The organism is Paenibacillus sp. JT22N1, assembly GCF_059692155.1.
In genome coordinates this window covers 19,917-38,887 of sequence record NZ_JCAUAW010000007.1, presented here as the reverse complement: position 1 = coordinate 38,887, position 18,971 = coordinate 19,917, and the positions used below count along the sequence as shown (strand labels likewise).

Genomic DNA, 18,971 nt, shown 5'->3' with positions numbered 1-18,971 from the left:
GAAAGAAGGTGCGTTTTCGTGGTGACAACAGCCATAGAAGCCCGAGCTAGAGGAAAGCGTGTTAGGCTTAATAAGCCGGAATTACTGGCTCCGGCAGGCAGCTTAGAGAAGCTGAAATTTGCGATCCATTACGGAGCGGATGCGGTTTACATCGGTGGCCAGAAGTATGGTCTCCGTTCCAACGCGGATAACTTTTCGCTGGAGGAAATGCGCGAAGCCGTAGAGTTTGCCAATCAATATGGGGCAAAAGTATTCGTAGCAACGAATATTTATGCTCATAATGAAGATATAGAAGGCCTTGATGATTATTTGAGAGGACTTCAAGAGGTTGGGATTTCTGCTATTATTGCAGCTGATCCAATTATTATGGAGACGTGCAGAAGAGTAGCTCCTAAGTTGGAAGTTCATGTGAGCACACAGCAATCCGTTATGAATTGGCAAACTGTGAAGTTTTGGAAAGACCAGGGTATTGAGCGAGTTGTTCTAGCCCGCGAAGTCAGCATGGAAGAAATTGATGCGATTAAAGCAAATGTCGATGTTGAGATTGAAGCCTTCATACATGGGGCTATGTGCAGCTCGTACTCGGGCCGATGTGTGCTTTCTAATCATTTCACTGATCGAGATTCCAATCGTGGCGGCTGCTCGCAATCATGCCGTTGGAAGTACGATTTATTTGCTAAGGATCAACCTCTTTCTGCTCCTTTAGCTACGGATTTGCCTATGTTTGGCGATGAGGACGATGCTTTCACGATGGGTTCTAAGGATCTTAGCATGATTGAACACATTGCGGAGATGATCGAATCTGGCGTAGACAGCTTCAAGATTGAGGGCCGGATGAAGAGCATTCATTATGTGGCTACGGTTGTTAATGCTTACCGCCAAGCCATTGATTCCTACTTTGCCGATCCAGAGCATTTTGAGGTCAACCCTGTGTGGCAGGATGAAATTTATAAAGCGGCAAACCGACCTTTGAACACCGGCTTCTTCTATGAAGCGCCTGGACACGAGGATCATATTTTTGAGCCAGAAGATAAAGTCGTTGGATTTGATTTTGTTGGTCTGGTTATGGGATATGATGCTGGATCGGGTACGGCGCTTATACAGCAAAGAAATCATTTCAAACCTGGCCAGGAAATTGAATTTTTCGGGCCGGATGGTACGCATTTTAAGCAAAAGGTTGGCGTCATACGAAATGAAGATGGCCTAGAACTAGATGCAGCTAGACATCCACTTCAATTGATCAAATTACAAACGGATAAACCTGTGAAAAAATGGGATATGATGCGTAAGAAAACAGGGAAATAGTACCATGGAAACTTCCTCCAACTCGGAAATTGGAGAAAGTTTCTTTTTTTATTTATTCTAGATCGAAATTTGAAGGATAATGGTAAAGTATGTCGAAATTATTAAAAAACGTAAAGTGAACCCTTTACAATCTAGTCCAAAAGTAAGATAAAGGCAGGAAGTAGAAACTAATGGCGGTGACAAAATGAAAGAGAAACTTCAAAGTATTTTAGACAAAGTAGTTCAAGCAATTCGTAATGTTCCGTGGGGTCGTATTGTAGGCGTGGCAAGCAAGAAGTCTAAGCAAATGGGGTCGATCGCTTTTAAAGAAATGAAGCAAGTCAAGGTAGAAAACCCTGTGAAATCCGTAGGTATGAAGCTGTTTTTAATGTTTTTTGTAAGCATTCTTTTTTTCGTCCTCACTGTGGGTATGATTTCTTACACGGTATCGAAAAATGTGATTAAAAACAAAGTGTCTGAATCCAGTCTTCAAACCGTAACACAGGCGGGGCAAAAACTAGATTTCCTTTATCAAACTTTTGATGAAGTATCTCTACAAATTATGCTTAACAAGGACCTACAGGATTTGCTTACGTCAATTCCTACGTTAGATCCATCCTCCTACGAAGCTCTTGATGTTACTCGTCAATTGACAGAGAAATTGAATGTGGTGACTTTCTCGAACAAAGCAATTAAAACGCTTCATCTTTACAGACCTGATGGTAAACTGATTGTCATTACAGGCTCTGGGGGAACGGCATTTAGCGAGAATTCAAGCACGAATGATTGGTTTAAGAAGACCGTTGAGAATGGCGGGAAAGTAACTTGGTTAGATAGTAAAGTCAAAGGATATTCCAGCAGCTCGACGAATACCTTTGCCATTGGTCGGGTGATGAGAAATACACTTACGAATTCCACATCAGCCATTCTTCTAATCGAGCTTAATACAGATTTACTGACAAAAGAGCTTACTGGGATGTCATTAGGCGATGATAGTAAGGTTGTTATTACGAATGCAGGTAATAAATACATAGCTAATAAAGAAATTTCGGAATTAGAAAAAGATTCTGACGTCAAATTGACGAAAGAACAGTTAGAAGAAGAACACGGTTCTTTTATAACGAAAGATGATCATTTGGTTGCCTATTATAAATCGTCCGTATCCGGTTGGAATCTCGTTGGTGATATACCTGTGAGCGCCCTTGTGAAGGATGCTAAAAAAATCTTCAATTATACGCTTCTAATCGCCCTGTTCGCGGCTATTGCTGCCGTACTAATCGGCTTATTCGTAGCTAGAATGATCGGACGTCCTCTGATTAATCTACGTAACTTAATGCAGCAAGGTGCTAAAGGGAAGCTTACCGTTCGTGCTAACTACAAGTCTCAAGATGAAATAGGACAACTAGGTGCAAGCTTTGACGTGATGATGCAGCAGATTACAACTTTGGTTCAACAAACAAGCACTTCTGCTCAAGCCGTTTTCGAAACAGCACAAGAGTTAACGAATTCCTCGAAGGTAACGGCTACAGCTGCAAGAGAAATTGCGGTGGCGACAGATGAGATTTCCAATGGAGCCGGAGGATTAGCGACGGAGTCAGAGAGAGGCAACGAGTTAACGTATCATATTGGCGAGCAAATGAAGCAGGTAATCGTAGCCAACCTCGAGATGGGAACGGCTGCTGCGGATGTTCAGAGCTCCAGTGAGCAAGGTACGAAGTATATGACTGAACTTATTTCGAAAACGAACCTGACAGAAGAAATGATCCGCTCGATGGTTGATAAAGTCGATAATTTGAAAGACAGTACTCGTTCTATTCGTAAAATCCTTGATGTTCTTAATAATATGACGAAGCAAACAAATATTTTGTCCTTGAATGCGACAATTGAGGCCGCACGTGCTGGTGCAGCTGGTAAGGGCTTCATGGTAGTTGCAGATGAGATTCGTAAACTAGCGGATCAATCCAGACAATCCATTGATGTCGTAGGTCAGATTACAGAAACCATCACGAAAGAAATCGATGAGACGGTGAAAGTGCTTTCAACGGCAACACCAATTTTCCAAGAACAAATATTAGCTGTTAAAGAAGCCGACACCATCTTCAAACAAGTAACGAATCACATGGGTGGATTCATTACACAGCTTAGCACGGTAAGTGATTCGATCTCCACATTGGAGCAATCACAAGTCGTACTTTCCGATGCAATGACGAATGTCAGCGCGGTAGCTGAGGAATCACTAGCTACATCTGAGGAAGTTGCTTCGTTGAGCTCAGAACAGCTTAGCATCAGCGACGGTTTAGTTAAACTATCGGACAAATTGGATCAGTTGTCCAAATCACTTAACGACACTTTATCCAAATTCGAAGTATAAGTATCATAGAATACGTAGTCCACTCTCCATTTAGGAGGGTGGATTTTTTTGTTTTATTGAGCTTTAAGGTGGTTCGGACAGTTTGACCAAGATCAGGAATGACGATACTGAAAGAAACAGCAGTTATTGTTAGTTAAAAGGAGTCAGTAGCATGAGGATTAAACAATTATCGTCTTTAGAAAAACGTCGAATCTTTCTTGTTCTCCTCACGATCTTACTCTTGTTTATAGGGATCGTTGGTAAGCTTTTTTGGATACAAATTGCGACAACGGAAAGCTACTCTTCAAGAGGGGTTAATTTGGTCAAAAACTCTGTCGTACAGAGGCAACGTGCTCTTGTGCTAGAAAGCGGGCGTGGGGAAATCTTAGATCGTGATCTAAAACCCATGACGGGAAAAATGATTAAAGCCCTTGTGGCATTTCCTATAAATAGCGATTACCAAGGTGAGCCGCAGCAAGTGAATCAGTTGGCTCGTATTTTGCGGACGAATACAGATCATTGGCTTGCTTTCTCTCGTGATTTAAAAGAGCCGCAAGTGTGGCGCACTGCTGAGGGGGGGAAACCCGTAATGTTAAGCGATCAGCAGGAGGAGCAAATTAATGCCCTCGGCTTACCCTATTTGAAAGTCGTGAAGATGGAGGATCGTTATCCGTCAGGTATGACAGCGCGTCAATTGATCGGGTTTATTGGGCAAAATCCGGATAGAGTGATGAGTATCTACGGTGCTGATCTGGAGAAAGGCAAGGTTGCGCTAACTTCGAAAATCGGAGGTGCTGGACTGGAGAAAACGTTCGATCTGTGGCTTCGAGGCATTGGTGAGACGTCAATCTCTTATTTTACAGACGCAGGAAAAAGACCGTTAGCTGGCCTAGATGCCCGAATGATTGCACCGGACAACACCTTCTATCCCGTCAAATTAGTAACGACACTGGATTTAAGCGTGCAGCAGCGAATTGAAGTCCTTATGGATAAGCTAAATATTCGCGAAGGTGCGGCTGTTGTTCAGGAAGTGGCACAAGGGGATATCGTCGCGATGGCGAGTAGACCCAATTTTGATCAGACAGAAGTCGATCTGGCTAGCAATAACTGGAGTAATTATGCGCTCAAGGCGACGGCGCCTGGCTCGATTTTCAAAACAATCGTAGCCGCAGCAGCATTGGATAAAGGGATCGTTGATCCTAGGGAAACTTTCAATTGTGAAGGTGCCCTTGGGAAATATGGCTTTACGTGCTGGAGAAGAGATGGACACGGGCCTTTAACTTTAGAGCAGGGCTTTGCGCAATCCTGTAATATTGTGTTTGCCAGAGTGATGCAGCGACTGACGCCTGCTGAGTTGGAAAGCTATGCACATAAACTTGGTGTATTGGATGAAGTGGGCTGGACGGGGAAGACAGACGGCGAGCAAATGCTCCGTCAATTGGACACAGAAGAGAACGGACAGCTATTTGGAGCCCATACTCCGCATAATGATGAGGGAGTGCTTATGCAAACGGCGATTGGTCAAAGAGATGTCAGGATGACCCCTTTACAGGCGTCTAATATGATTGTTACCTTGCTGCATGGTGGAAAGGGTTATTCACCAAGAGTTGTTCAAGAAATTCGGTATCAGACGGATCGTGTGATGGAGAAATTTCCTGTTCAATTATTAGATTCTGAGGCAGGGAGGGTTTCTGCAGCGACCAGTCGTACATTAATAAACTGGATGAGAGAAGTGGTAACCGATGGAACGGGACAAGGCTTAAAGGATGCCAAGTGGAAACTGGCTGGGAAATCCGGTACGGCACAAATCGAGACTGGTAAGCAAGAAAAGGTAAATCAGTGGTTTATTGGTTATGGACCTGTTGATTCACCAAAATATGCCGTTTCCGTTGTCATTAAGAACATGGATCCTACTGAGAGCAATAAGGCCATCCCCTTGTTTAAAGGGATTATGGATATTTTAGCAAGTGACTCAAACGGTAGGTAATGAAATCGTGAAGCAGGTTCCCTGGTCTGGCTGGCTTGTTACTTCTATGAGTCCGCCAAATGTTTTGATGATTCTATAGGAAACCATCATACCAAGACCAGTACCTTTATTTTTCGTTGAGTAAAAGGGTGTTCCGAGACGGTTCACCTGCTCAGGAGTCATGCCAATACCGTTATCTTTAATTTGTAAAATAACTTTAGCGCTTTTCTTGAAGCCTGTTATTAGCAGAGTGCCTCCGCTAGGCATAGCCTCGATGCCGTTTTTCGTTAAATTAACTAGGCATTGAATCATTTTTTCGCTGTTGGCTTTAATTAGAAGAGAAGACTCCATGTCGATATGAATTTCTACACCGCGCATTGACGCGTAAGGATTTATGAGATTGCTTAATTTGAGAGATAATGTGGAAACATCCACTTCTTCAAGCTTTTCGGCTTGCGGTTTAGCGAAGGATAAGTAATCCGTAATAATGCTTTGTGCTCGGTCAATTTCTTCAATAACCATGGTCGTATAAATACGTTTTTTCTCTTCCGTGACTTCGGACTGGCTGAGTATTTGCATAAAGCCGCGGGCAACCGTCATCGGGTTGCGTATTTCATGGGCGACCGAAGCAGCTAACTCGCTTAATACATTCATCTTTTCAGAACGCTGGACTTCTTGGCGCATCGCTATATTTTCTCTGATACGAACAATTAAATAGGTTATCAACCACATCGTCAGCATGTGAACAATACAGCACAGTAAGCCGTAAAGCAGAAAGCTCCTATCTACGGAGACATTCGAATCGATGCGATATAGCATAGTCATGCAGAAAGTTGCTAGAGCGCTAATAAAGGCCAGAAGACTTGGAAACATCACTTTGGGGGTTCGGTACTTCCAATTGCTTAGGGCAATGAAAGCCAGGATGAAGGGTACGAGCAGAGCGGACAAGGTAACAATCCATAAAAAATCTGAACCATCGATGTAGTAGGTATAGGCTAGTATAGCTGCGGAGACAGTAAGTCCTGAACGTATGCCACTGTAAAGGAAAGCAACAAGTACAGGAATCGTGCGCAGATCAAAGTTGTTGCCTGTTATCGTAAAAAAGGGATGAGACATGCAAAATATGGCTGCCAATGAACAAATGAGCCCGATAAATGCTTGATTTGAAGGATTGAAGCTAATGGGACCGGGCCGATCCAGCCATAAAATATGACATACCATGATGGGGAGAGTTAACACTAGTATATTGAGGAGTAAGTCGTCAATTACATTCAAGGATCTCGCCTACTTAATTAAAAATTTGGGTTTATTTTTATTTCGACATAAAACTTGAAATTCCTTTGATTTCTTTCCAAAATTTTGATGTTTTTTGACAAGTTCTGACGGAAACTTACTGTATATCCATTTTTCAGGCAAAATGTTGCTGTTCCTGTACATGCTCTTTATTGCAGCAAAGGCTTGTATCGCTTACAATTCTGTACATGGATACAAATCGTAGGCTCAGGAGATTAAGCAAATGACGACTTTAGAACTACCTTCTTCAATGGTCATTCATGATCGATCCGGTGAAAACGCAACACAACCGATCTTATATGCTTTTGCTCTGGAAGAACTTTTATGTCGAGCAATAGGTAAAACAGCACCACCGATTCTGCACATATGGAGGCATCCACGAGCCTTTGTGATGGGGCTGAGAGATAGTCGCCTTCCCAAAGCGGCCGAAGCTAACGAATGGTTGCTAAGTCAAGGCTATGATACGGCTGTAAGAAACTCTGGAGGTGCAGCGGTGCCTCTCGATTTGGGCGTCGTGAATGTATCCCTGTTGTTACCAAAAAACGCTGGGGACATGGAGCATCGCAAGGATTTCGATTTAATGGTAGCCTTGATAAGAGATGTCATGAGCACTATTACCAATCGTATCGATCAGGGTGAAGTGACGGGTTCCTTTTGTCCGGGGGAATTCGATTTAAGTGTCGGTGGACGTAAGTTTTGCGGCATTGCACAGCGCAGACAACAGCTCGCCTTATCGGTACAAGCGTTCATTATCGTGGAAGGTCTAGGAGAAGCAAAAGCATCTTTGGCCAGAGACTTTTACGAGTGCGCGGCGGGTTCAGCATCACCAAACGACTACCCGGTAGTGGCGTCAGGTAGTATGGCGAGTTTATCGGAATGCTTACATATTGAGTTAAGTGCAGCACGTTTCACAGATAATTTAGTACAAATCATGGCCGCCAAAGGCGTGAAGGTACAGAGTCCTAGGGACATCTCTGGATATCCGAGTGAAGAAGAGATACAGGGTATGATGGAGCTTTTGAAGCAGCGTTATGCGATTAAAGAATAAATAAATGCGGCCCAACTTCGCGTCAGGAGACGGAAAGTGGACCGCTTTTTTTATCGTTATCATGCAAGAAAATAATGCAGAGCCGCGTCCAACTCTCCTTGCCAAAATCCCCATAAATGTTTCCCTGGCTTCTCGATATAGTGAAGGGTAACATTTTTATCTTCCATCTCAGCTTTGGCTAGACGGTTTTCTCTTACGAAATCAAAAGTCCCTCGTTCCGTTTTTACATCTGTCTCATCCAAGCCAATTAACATATATAGCTCCAGCCACGACAAGTCGTCCTCCGCTTTGATACGTTCTCTGGTAATGTCGAAAAATGCGCCCGATAAGGATATAACACGGCAAAAAAGGCTAGGATAATCTAAGGCGAGATGCAAGGACACGGTCCCCCCAAGGGAATCACCCGCCACAATGCGTTCGTTCCGTTCGGATCGAATCGGATATCGGCTTTCTACATAAGGGAGGAGTTCCTCTGCAAAAAAACGGCAGTACGTATCATGGCGTTCACCCTCAGGCGCATATTCCGAAGTGCGGTTCATGTTATTCACATCGACACCGACAACAATGGCGGGTTCCAAGCCTTCATCCAGAATACAGCGAGTGATCGTCGTCGCAATTCGGCCGAAATTAAAGAATTGTTCACCATCTTGGCAATAAATGACCGGATAGGAGAGCAGTTCGTTGTAACCGGGAGGGAGATATATTCGCAGGGAGCGATTTTCTCCGAGAAGGACAGAGGTGAGTTCATCTTTCACAATCGTTCTTTTATAAAAGCGAGAGTCATCCGACATGGTTGTGCTCCTTTAACTTTCTCTTTAGATCTAATTTGGTGTAGTAAGTGTAAGCTTGTCGTTTAGAGGGTAATGTGTATTATAGCAGTTGTAAATTTTGTGTTAACTGTATTATACATTTTCGGGAACTGTACTATTCACTCTGGTGAAAAAAGGTCATATACCGCAGGGATGCTGGTGTACAATTCACAAAAACAGGTTTATAATAATACTATAACAGAAGTGAAGCTAGCAGGCATCAAAATCATATAAGAGGTGAAATGGTATGAGTAAGCCACTTGTCAGCCAAGCGAATTATGAAGTGACCACAGAGAAGGTTGAGCCTTTACAGGTTCTAGCTCCAGACGGCACAATTGTAAATTCCGACAAAATGCCTAAACTTAGTGACGACCAATTGAAAGAATTAATGAGAAGAATGGTATTCACCCGCGTATGGGACGAAAGAGCAGTTAATCTCGGTCGCCAAGGACGTCTTGGTTTCTATGCTCCGGTATCCGGACAAGAAGCTTCGATGATCGGTAGTGAATTTGCACTAAATAAAGACGATTTCATTTGCCCGGGTTACCGCGATATGCCGCAGCTCGTTTGGCACGGACTTCCGCTCTATCAAGCATTTTTGTATTCCCGTGGTCATCAGCATGGCGGACAAATTCCGCAGGATGTACACGTACTTATGCCGCAAATCATCATCGGAGCTCAAATTTTACATGCTACCGGTGTGGCTATGGCATTCAAGAAACGTAACCAACCGCGTGTAGCGATTACGTACACAGGCGACGGAGGAAGCTCCGAGGGCGATTTCTACGAAGGTATGAACTTTGCAGGAGCATTCAAGCTGCCTGTCATTTATTTTGTACAAAACAACGGTTACGCAATTACGACTCCTTATTCGAAGCAAACTGGTGCGCTTTCAGTTGCGCATAAAGCACTTGCTGCCGGGATCAAAGGCGTGCAAGTTGACGGAATGGACGTATTGGCTGTTGTTCAAGCTGTTACCGAAGCTGCTGAAAGAGGACGCAGAGGCGAAGGCGCTACGTTGATTGAAGCATTAACTTACCGTTACCGTCCGCATTCCTTAGCGGATGATACGACGAAATACCGGACCAAAGATGAAGAGAGCGACTGGGAGCCTAAGGATCCACTTACGCGTATGCGTCTGTTCTTGACTAAAAAAGGTCTCTGGAGCGAAGAAGAAGAAGCTGGGGTGAAAGAAGAAGCGAAAGCAACGGTTGCTGAACATATCAAAAAAGCGGAAGAAACAGAGAAAATGACTGTTTCAGGCCTAATTGACTCTATGTTCGAAGTAACACCGGCACATCTCGAAGAACAGAAGCAAGCGTTTAAATAAATTAGGCTTACGATGCCAGTTTTTCTGGCGAAAAACTCTTAGGAGGCACGGAGAAGTCATGGCACAAATGACGATGATTCAAGCGATAAAAGACGCAATGCGCGTTGAACTGGAAAGAGATCCTAATGTAATTTTGTTCGGCGAAGACGTTGGCCATGTTGGTGGCGTATTCCGTGCTACGGAAGGTTTACAAAAAGAATTCGGCGAAGATCGCGTATTCGATACGCCTCTTGCTGAATCTGCTATTGGCGGACTCGCTGTTGGTCTTGGTATTCAAGGCTTCCGTCCGATCGCTGAAATTCAATTCGTAGGCTTTATTTATGAAGCGCTTGACCAAATTTGTGTTCAAGCAGCTCGTATGCGTTACCGTTCGGGCGGACGTTACAACTCGCCAATCGTATTCCGTACACCATTTGGTGGCGGTGTAAAAGCGGCTGAGCTCCATACGGATGCACTCGAAGGCTTACTTGTTCAAACACCAGGTATTAAAGTTGTTGTACCTTCCAACCCTTATGATGCGAAGGGACTGCTCATTTCCGCGATTCGCGATAATGACCCTGTCTTCTTCATGGAGCATTTGAATTTATATCGCGCATTCCGTGCTGAAGTACCGGAAGGCGAATACACCATTGAGCTTGGTAAAGCGAACGTTGTTCGCGAAGGTTCCGATGTGACGATTATTACTTACGGGGCTATGGTTCACACATCTGTGAAAGCCGCTGAAGAGATCGAGAAAACGCAAGGTGTGAAAGTTGAAGTTATCGATCTTCGTACCCTAATTCCGCTTGATATCGAAACCATTGTAACTTCCATTAAGAAAACAAACCGTGCGATTATCGTACAAGAAGCGCAAAAAACATCCGGGGTAGCCGCAGAAGTAATTGCACAGATTAATGAAAAGGCGATTCTGCATCTGGAAGCTCCTGTTTTACGTATTGCTCCTCCAGATACAATCTATCCGTTCGCACAAATCGAAGACGCTTGGTTGCCTAGTCCAGCAAGTGTCATTGCAGGCATTAATCAAGTACTCGAATTCTAATCACAGTCGAAGGTAATAGGAGGTTGTGCACGTGGCTTTGTTTGAATACAAGTTCCCAGAGCTTGGTGAAGGCATTCATGAAGGCGAGATCGTAAAGCTGTTGGTTAAAGCGGGTGACACCGTAACAGACGAAACGATTCTTATGGAAGTACAGAACGATAAAGCAGTCGTTGAAGTTCCTTGTCCGGTTGAAGGTAAGGTTGTTGCTGTTGCCGTTAAAGAAGGACAAGTTTGTAATATTGGCGAGCTCGTTATGACGATTGAAGTGACAGGCGAACTGCCTGCTGAATCGATGCATCACAAGACCGACAGCCACGCTGCGCCTGCAGCGGCTCCAGCTCCAGCTGCTGCCCCTGTGGCGGCAGCACCGGCACCTACAGCAGCGCCTGCAGCAGCAGCTGCCCCAGCAGCAGCCGCACCAAGCGCTGGCGCAGGCCGCGAAGTGCTTGCGACGCCTAGCGTACGCAAGCTGGCAAGAGAGCAAGGCATCACACTCGCAGAGGTGACACCTACAGGTAAGCACGGCCGCGTGACACGCGAGGACGTGCTCGGCTTTAACGGAGCGGGCACAGCCGCGGCTCCGGAAGCAACAGAGCCAGCTGAAGTTGTAGCAGCTGGTGAAACGGCACCTGCGGCGGCAGCCCAGCAGGTTGTCGTCGGCGATCGCGTTGAAGAGCGGGTTCCGTTCAAAGGAATCCGTAAAATTATCGCGAACGCTATGGTTAAATCCGTGTACACGGCACCGCACGTGACACTGATGGACGAAATCGACGTATCGGCACTTGTCGCACTGCGTGAGCGCACGAAGCCTCTCGCCGAGAAAAAAGGCGTGAAGCTGACTTACCTGCCTTTCATCGTGAAAGCATTGGTTGCGGCTTGTCGCCAATTCCCAGCGCTCAACGCGATGATCGACGAAGAGAAGCAAGAAATCGTCTACAAAAAGTACTACAACATCGGGATTGCAACAGATACAGACAACGGCTTGCTCGTTCCAGTTATCCATGATGCAGACCGCAAAAATATTTGGTCGATCGCTTCTTCAATTAAAGATCTTGCTGTTCGTGGTCGCGACGGCAAATTGGCTCCAAACGAAATGAAAGGCGGCACGATCTCCATTACGAACATCGGTTCCGTAGGCGGTATGTTCTTCACACCGGTTATCAACTTCCCTGAAGTTGCAATCCTAGGTGCAGGCCGTATCACAGAGAAACCAGTTGTGAAAAACGGGCAAATCGTTGCAGCACACGTAATGGCGCTTTCCTTGAGCTTCGACCACCGTATCGTGGATGGGGCGACAGCACAAAGCTTCCTGAACTACATCAAACAGCTTCTGGCTGATCCAGAGCTTCTCGTCTTGGAGGTGTAACAGCATGGTAGTAGGAGATGCTTCTTTAGATATTGATTTGTTGGTCATTGGTGCAGGTCCCGGCGGTTACGTAGCTGCTATCCGTGCTGCTCAGCTTGGGCAAAGCGTTCTGATTGTAGATAAAGCGGAATGGGGCGGCGTGTGCTTGAACCGCGGCTGTATCCCTTCCAAAGCTTTGATCTCTGCAGCTCACACGTATGAACATGCACAGCATGCTGACAGTATGGGTATCTCAGTTGAGAACGTGAAAGTGGACTTTGCGAAGGTACAAGCATGGAAAAATAGCATTGTTGCAAAACAAACGGGTGGCGTTAGCGCGCTGCTCAAAGGCAACAAGATTCAAACGTTCCAAGGCGAAGTGATGTTCATTAATGAGCATGAAGCACGTGTGTTCAATGATGCAGAAGCTCCTCGCTACCGCTTCAAGCATTGCATTATTGCGACGGGTTCCCGTCCGATCGAGCTGAAAGCATTCCCTTACGGCGGAAGAATCATTTCTTCCACGGAAGCGTTGAACTTGCCTGAAATTCCGAAAAGCATGGTCGTTATCGGCGGTGGCTACATCGGAATCGAGCTAGGTCAAACGTATGCGAAGTTCGGTACAAAAGTAACTGTGCTTGAAGGATCCGATCACGTACTTCCAGGCTTCGAGAAAGAATTGACGAAGCTTGTAGCGCGCAATCTGGAGAAAGTCGGCGTAGAGGTTCATACCGAAGCACTGGCACAATCCTGCACGAAAACGGAGAATGATGTTACTGTTACGTTCACAGTAAAAGGCGAAGAGAAGCAAGTAACAGCGGATTATGTATTAGTAACCGTTGGTCGTCGTCCGAACACAGATGGCGAGCTTGGTCTTGATCTCATTAACTTGAAACTGACAGATCGCGGTTTGATCGAAGTAGATAACCAAGGTAGAACGAGCATTCCGCATATCTTCGCGATTGGTGATGTTGTACCTGGTCTTTCATTGGCACACAAAGCTTCCTATGAAGCTAAAGTGGCTGCTGAGGTGATTGCGGGTCACTCCAGCATCGTAGATTACAAAGCAATGCCTGCTGTTGTATTCTCTGATCCGGAAATTGCTGGCGTAGGGCTAAGTGAAACAGAAGCCAAAGCACAAGGCATCAATGTAACGATTGGTAAATTCCCTTATGCCGCTAACGGTCGCGCTAACTCTTTGAACGCAGGTCAAGGCTTCGTGAAGCTTGTCGGCGACAAAGAAACAGGCCAATTGCTTGGTGGTCAAATCGTTGGTCCGGAAGCATCGAACTTAATCGGTGAGCTTGCTCTTGCGGTTGAGATGGGCGCTAACTTGGAAGACATCGCACTTACGATTCATGCACATCCAACATTGACAGAAATGATCATGGATGCCGCGGAAGGTGCGCTTGGTCACCCGATTCACCAACTTGGTAAATAAGTAGCTTTATTTATTCTTTTATTTTCCCTTACCTTTAGATAAAAAGTCCCGAGAGTTAGGCATTAGCCGCTCTACGGGACTCTTTAATTTTTATTCTTTGAATCTGGGATTTTTGATACCCTGCAGCAGAAATCTACCATGAAATCGGCTAAAGCCTGACAGGCTTCTAATGGAACTGCATTGTATGCTGAAGCACGCAGACCTCCGACGCTTCGATGACCTGCCAAACCCTCAAAGCCGTTAGCCTCTGATTCTTCTATAAACCGACGTTCGATTTCTTCATTAGCCATCCGCCAAGTGATATTCATATGCGATCGATCGTTAACTTCAATGATTCCGTTGTAGAATCCGCCGCTATTATCAATAACATCATAAATTAGGCCAGACTTTATACGATTAAGCTGTTCTAGTTGCTCTACGCCGCCTTTGTTCACTACCCATTTAAGCACCAAATTCATCATGTAAATGGCGTGAACAGGTGGCGTATTGAACAGTGACTTGTTTTTGGCAAATGTTTCATAGCGCATGATCTCAGGGATTTTCTTGGACGCTTTCTCCAGCCAATCTTCACGGATGATGGCAACTGTGACACCTGCTGGTCCCAGATTTTTCTGGGCGCCGGCATAAATCATCGAAAACCTCTCTAGATCCAGCTTTCTGCTGAGGATTTCACTCGTTAAATCGGCTACAAGGGGCGTGCTGCCCACCTCTGGAATTTCATTGTAACGGGAACCTTCAATCGTGTTATTCATGGTGATGTGAATGTATGCCGAATCAGGTGCTAGTTGGGTTGCAGATAAGTCAGGAATACTACGCCATTGCTGGTCTTTGGAGCTTGCCGCGATATGTGTGAGCCCGATATAAGCAGCTTCCTTATAAGCTTTTTCCGAAAAGCTCCCAGTTAATGCATAGTTGGCCGTCTGATTCGTGTTTAAAAAGTTTAATGGAAGGAGAGCGAACTGTGTGCTTGCCCCTCCACCCATAAAAAGTACCTCATATCCGCTAGGCAGACCGAGTAGTTTCAGAAGAAGCTGCTGGGTTTCTTGATTCAGCTTCTCAACCGTGTTGCTTCGATGAGACATTTCTAGCAGTGAGATACCTGTCCCTTGATAGTCAACAAATTGCTCTTGTGCTTCTTCAAGTACCTCCAAAGGCAGTGCAGCGGGTCCTGGGTTAAAATTGTAAAGTCTTTTCGTCATTTTTAGTTACCTCCCGTATGAATGTGGTAAAACGAACAAAAAACGCCCTCATCCATATTGGGACGAGGAGCGTTTGCTCGCGGTGCCACCCAATTTAAGAAACATTCTGGTGAACGCTTCTCCACTTGGTTCCGCGGTAACGGGCGGTGCCGGTTAACTTAGAATGACTGACTTTGCTGAACGCAAAGTGTTGTTCTTGGCGAAAACGCCTCCGAGTTGGAATCTCATCATAGGCACGGTCAGGTATGGATATTGAGTAGAAGTATAAGCCTATTCGCAGAAAAGGTCAATCATTTTTGAGAGTTTCCGGACGTTCCGTTTTTCGTACAGGGGTTGAAGTTCATACTATTGTCCTGTACTCTTGTGATGGAAGGAGTGAGGTTATGTTCAATTTACGAAATCGACTACAGAACTATTTACTTGGAACAAGCCTTCAGAAAAAGCTCATTATCTTATTCCTTCCGTTGGCTATAATCCCCTTATCCATTCTGGGGACCTTTTCCTATTACAAATCGTCACAGGTCGTTCAAACGCAAGTGAGCAAGACGATTCTTGAAAGCTTGTCTCAAGTGAATTACAGCTTGAATTATTTCGTTAAAGATATCGAACAGTTGACCATGTACATTTATAGTAACAGAGAAATACAGGATGTGCTGTCTAAAGATCAGGGTAGAACGTTAGCAGAGAAGCAGCAGGATGAGAAAAGGGTCAATGATATTCTCGATACCTTTCTGGGCTTCAAAAACTGGAATATCGCCATTTACTTGCTTGGGGAGAACGGGGATCGTTATTTTACAGGTAACCTTCTTCCTAATCAGTACGACGATTATAACTTGAATTGGGGATTGTTTCGTAAAATGCGGCTAGCAGGCGGCAATATCATCTGGGATACGCATTACAGCATGAAGAAGACGGAGGATTTTGGCATTGTTTTAAGCAGTGGCAGGCTGCTGAAGAAGATTGAAACGAACAAACCGCTTGGTTTCATGGTCGTTGATATTATGGAAAATGCTTTGGCTGACAAGTATAACAAGGCCCATTTACAACCAGGCGGACAAATGTTGCTGTTGGACCGCAATGGGTATGTCATTTCGAGTACGCCATCCAAGCATATCGTTGGCACGAAGTTAAACGAACCTTATTTAGATAAAGTATTAACAGGTAATAAAGGGTTTTTCGAACCAGCTAACAAAGGCTCTGCTCCTGTTATGGTCGTGTATGATACTTCTGAGATTACGGGATTTAAGCTGGTTAGTATTGTACCGGTTGCCGTTTTGACAAAGGAGAGCAGCAGCATCCGTAATTTGATGTTATTTATTATAATCTTGTTCGGCGTTGTGTCCTGCTGGGTTGCCTATGTGTTATCGGTGACGATTACGAATCCATTGCGGAAGCTGAAATCGCTTATGTATCTGGTGGAAAACGGCAACATGGATGTAGCATTTTCTTCCAAATATAGGGATGAAGTTGGGCAGCTAGGTCTCAGTTTTAATAAAATGGTACAGCGAATCAAGCAGTTGATCGATGAGGTTTACAAGAAGCAATTAATGTTGAAGGAGGCGGAGATCAAGGCGATTCATGCCCAATTCAACCCGCATTTTCTCTATAATGCACTAGATTCGATCAATTGGATGGCACGTATTAATAAAATGACGGATATTAGTCAAACGGTTATTTCGCTTGGAGAGCTGCTGCGGTTTAGTATCCGCAAAGGACAACCCTTCATCCAAGTGAAGGAAGATATGCATCAAATCCGCAATTTTCTTTTCATTCAACAGATGCGCTATGGAGATAAGTTGGAAGTCGAGATTCAAATCGATGAAGAAATCGAATCCTTATACACGCTCAAGCTGTTGATTCAACCGATCGTGGAAAATGCCATCACACATGGATTAGAGATCAAACCAGGAAAAGGGCAGCTTTCCATTAGGGGATGGCGGACCCGAGAATGTGTACGCTTCGAAATCCGAGACAACGGTGTAGGTATGACATCAGATATGGTGGAGCGTATCCTTAGCGGCAAATACGTCTCGGATAGTGAGCAGAGTACGGGTATCGGACTGGAAAACTTGATTAAACGGCTTCAGCTTTACTTCGGCTCAAACTATCGTTTCGAAATCGAGTCTGAGGTCATGCAAGGAACGACTGTTCTTATCGAAATTCCCATTATGCGCTCAGGAGAGGATCATCGTGTATAAACTATTCATAGTGGAGGATGAGTGGCTCGTCTTGCAAGGGCTGAAACTGACAATTCCTTGGGAAGAAATGCGTTGCACCGTGATTGGCGAAGCAAGGGACGGACAAGCAGGTTTAGAAGGAATTATAGCTAACCTGCCAGACATCCTACTGACAGATATTCGGATGCCTGCGATGGACGGCATTCAGCTTGCTGAGAAAGTGGCTGAGCTTCTGCCACAAGTAAAAATTGTATTTCTTACAGGCTTCGATGATTTTATATATGCCCAGAAGGCAGTTAAGCTGGGGGCTGCTGATTTTGTGCTCAAGCCTACCAATCCGGACGAGCTCATCCAAGTTATTGGACGCATTACGTCAAAGCTGGATGAGGAACGTCGATTGCAATCACAGCAGGAGCGATTGAAGCTTAAGTATGGATGGGAGCAGCCGCTGATTGAAGAAAAGGTTCTCTATGATCTTATGCTGGATTATGCGGGAACGCTTGAAAAAGAATGGTTTGTAGAGTTTGGCACGGGTATAAAAAATAAAGAAGACGGAGCTGTTATCCCTCCTTATCGCGTTTTACTGCTGCAATTGGACGGTCTTAAGGATATGGGGACGGATAGCACCCAGCTTCGGGATCAGATCAAGGAACGGATCAAAGAGCTGTCCACCCTTACTTTGGTGCGAATAAACGAGACACGATATGCGCTTTTGGTCAATCGTCTAGTCGAACGAGGCGAGCTTGCCGTCTTATTTGATAACCTAATGATGTTATTGTCTTCCTTTGCACAAAGATGCGTTCTAACGGTCAGCCATTCGTTTTCAACGATTGATTTGATTCCAGCTGCCTATATTCAAGCCATGCGTGCCTTGTATCAAACTGTCTTTTTAGGTGGCGAGAAAATGATTTGGTTTGAAGATATCGAACGGCAGCAAGAAACGGTAAGTGTAAATCACACCGTGCTGAAGGAATTGATCGAATTGGTCAAATGGGGAAATCCTTCATCCATCGAAGCCCAAACCCGGTTGTGGTATTCGCATCTCATACACCTCCATGCAGATGGACTTAAGGCAAGAAGAAGCTTTTTCGAATTTATCGTAACGTTAAATTCTCTCCTGCTGCGAGATAACGAATTGCATAACATCGTTATTGATAGCGGGTTTCTCTTAACATCAGCTGAGCGAGTGGATGACTCGCTTGAACAGTGGCTGATTCGCTTAAATGAAACATTATTTGAGTGGAACCGGCAAAGTACGGAGCAATCCGATCCTCAGAAGAAGAGCGGGTTCGAGGAGATCGAGTTGTTTATCCGAGAGCATTACGCCGAGGATATTTCTCTGCAAGGTATCGCAGAACGCTATCATATGAGTGAAAGCTACTTCAGTAGACTGTTTAAAAAGCAGGTTGGAACCAGCTTTCTCGAATATGTGACTTTGATTCGTGTACGACAAGCAAAGGAGCTTCTGACGAATCCCCGACTTAAAATTTATGAGGTCTCCGTACAAGTTGGTTACCAGGATCCACGATATTTCAGCCAACTATTTCGCAAGTATACAGGGGAAACTCCTACAGAGTTTCGCAAACGGCTCGGGATTGAGAGCCTTCCGCTATAGGCATAATAGGAATTCTCCACTTCATCACTTGGTGGAGTTTTTATTTTGAGCAAAAATTTCAACAAATACGAAAAT

The 18,971-nt window shown here is 44.8% G+C and carries 13 protein-coding genes; 10 read left to right on the top strand and 3 right to left on the bottom strand.

The features are described 5' to 3' along the window. Positions 1-21 precede the first annotated feature (21 nt). The 3 genes from AC58UU_RS15160 (at position 22) to AC58UU_RS15150 (ending at position 5,621) form a co-directional block, all read left to right on the top strand. Entirely contained in the window at positions 22-1,305 is a 1,284-nt protein-coding gene (locus tag AC58UU_RS15160; protein WP_497316897.1) for a peptidase U32 family protein, read from the top strand. A 184-nt stretch (positions 1,306-1,489) separates the two neighbouring features. Next, a complete protein-coding gene (locus AC58UU_RS15155; protein ID WP_497316895.1) occupies positions 1,490-3,655 on the top strand; it encodes a methyl-accepting chemotaxis protein in 2,166 nt (721 codons plus the stop codon). Between the two features lie 151 nt (positions 3,656-3,806). Continuing rightward, positions 3,807-5,621, top strand: coding sequence for a peptidoglycan D,D-transpeptidase FtsI family protein (locus AC58UU_RS15150; RefSeq protein WP_497316893.1), 1,815 nt, complete (start codon positions 3,807-3,809; stop codon positions 5,619-5,621). On the opposite strand, the gene AC58UU_RS15145 is transcribed toward AC58UU_RS15150, so the two are convergent. Next, positions 5,607-6,821: an ATP-binding protein gene (locus tag AC58UU_RS15145; RefSeq protein WP_497317335.1), complete on the bottom strand. Its 1,215-nt coding sequence runs from the start codon at positions 6,819-6,821 to the stop codon at positions 5,607-5,609. The genes AC58UU_RS15150 and AC58UU_RS15145 overlap by 15 nt on opposite strands. A gap of 295 nt (positions 6,822-7,116) precedes the next feature. Here AC58UU_RS15145 and AC58UU_RS15140 point away from each other — a divergent pair, with 295 nt between their 5' ends. Then, positions 7,117-7,941 carry a lipoate--protein ligase family protein gene (locus AC58UU_RS15140; protein ID WP_497316891.1) on the top strand — a complete coding sequence of 275 codons (825 nt, stop codon included), beginning with the start codon at positions 7,117-7,119 and terminating at the stop codon, positions 7,939-7,941. A gap of 59 nt (positions 7,942-8,000) precedes the next feature. On the opposite strand, the gene AC58UU_RS15135 is transcribed toward AC58UU_RS15140, so the two are convergent. Next, entirely contained in the window at positions 8,001-8,732 is a 732-nt protein-coding gene (locus tag AC58UU_RS15135) for an alpha/beta hydrolase (protein WP_497316889.1), read from the bottom strand. Between the two features lie 265 nt (positions 8,733-8,997). Between AC58UU_RS15135 and pdhA the strand changes: the two genes are divergently transcribed. The 4 genes from pdhA to lpdA are packed head-to-tail and all read left to right on the top strand — an operon-like array spanning position 8,998 to position 13,905. Continuing rightward, entirely contained in the window at positions 8,998-10,080 is a 1,083-nt protein-coding gene (pdhA, locus tag AC58UU_RS15130) for a pyruvate dehydrogenase (acetyl-transferring) E1 component subunit alpha (RefSeq protein ID WP_497316887.1), read from the top strand. 58 nt (positions 10,081-10,138) lie between these two features. Continuing rightward, entirely contained in the window at positions 10,139-11,119 is a 981-nt protein-coding gene (locus tag AC58UU_RS15125) for an alpha-ketoacid dehydrogenase subunit beta (protein ID WP_171644669.1), read from the top strand. Positions 11,120-11,150: 31 nt separating this feature from the next. Further along, on the top strand, positions 11,151-12,485 hold the full coding sequence (locus tag AC58UU_RS15120) for a dihydrolipoamide acetyltransferase family protein (protein WP_497316885.1): 1,335 nt from the start codon (positions 11,151-11,153) through the stop codon (positions 12,483-12,485). A 4-nt stretch (positions 12,486-12,489) separates the two neighbouring features. Continuing rightward, complete coding sequence (gene lpdA / locus AC58UU_RS15115) at positions 12,490-13,905, top strand: dihydrolipoyl dehydrogenase (protein ID WP_497316883.1); 1,416 nt, start codon at positions 12,490-12,492, stop codon at positions 13,903-13,905. Between the two features lie 83 nt (positions 13,906-13,988). On the opposite strand, the gene serC is transcribed toward lpdA, so the two are convergent. Then, positions 13,989-15,104 (bottom strand): 3-phosphoserine/phosphohydroxythreonine transaminase, encoded by a 1,116-nt coding sequence (serC, locus tag AC58UU_RS15110; protein ID WP_497316881.1) that lies wholly within the window; start codon positions 15,102-15,104, stop codon positions 13,989-13,991. Between the two features lie 383 nt (positions 15,105-15,487). Here serC and AC58UU_RS15105 point away from each other — a divergent pair, with 383 nt between their 5' ends. Beyond that, positions 15,488-17,302, top strand: coding sequence for a sensor histidine kinase (locus AC58UU_RS15105; protein WP_497316879.1), 1,815 nt, complete (start codon positions 15,488-15,490; stop codon positions 17,300-17,302). Continuing rightward, entirely contained in the window at positions 17,295-18,896 is a 1,602-nt protein-coding gene (locus AC58UU_RS15100; protein ID WP_497316877.1) for a helix-turn-helix domain-containing protein, read from the top strand. The genes AC58UU_RS15105 and AC58UU_RS15100 overlap by 8 nt, the downstream gene beginning before the upstream one ends. Positions 18,897-18,971: the final 75 nt, after the last annotated feature.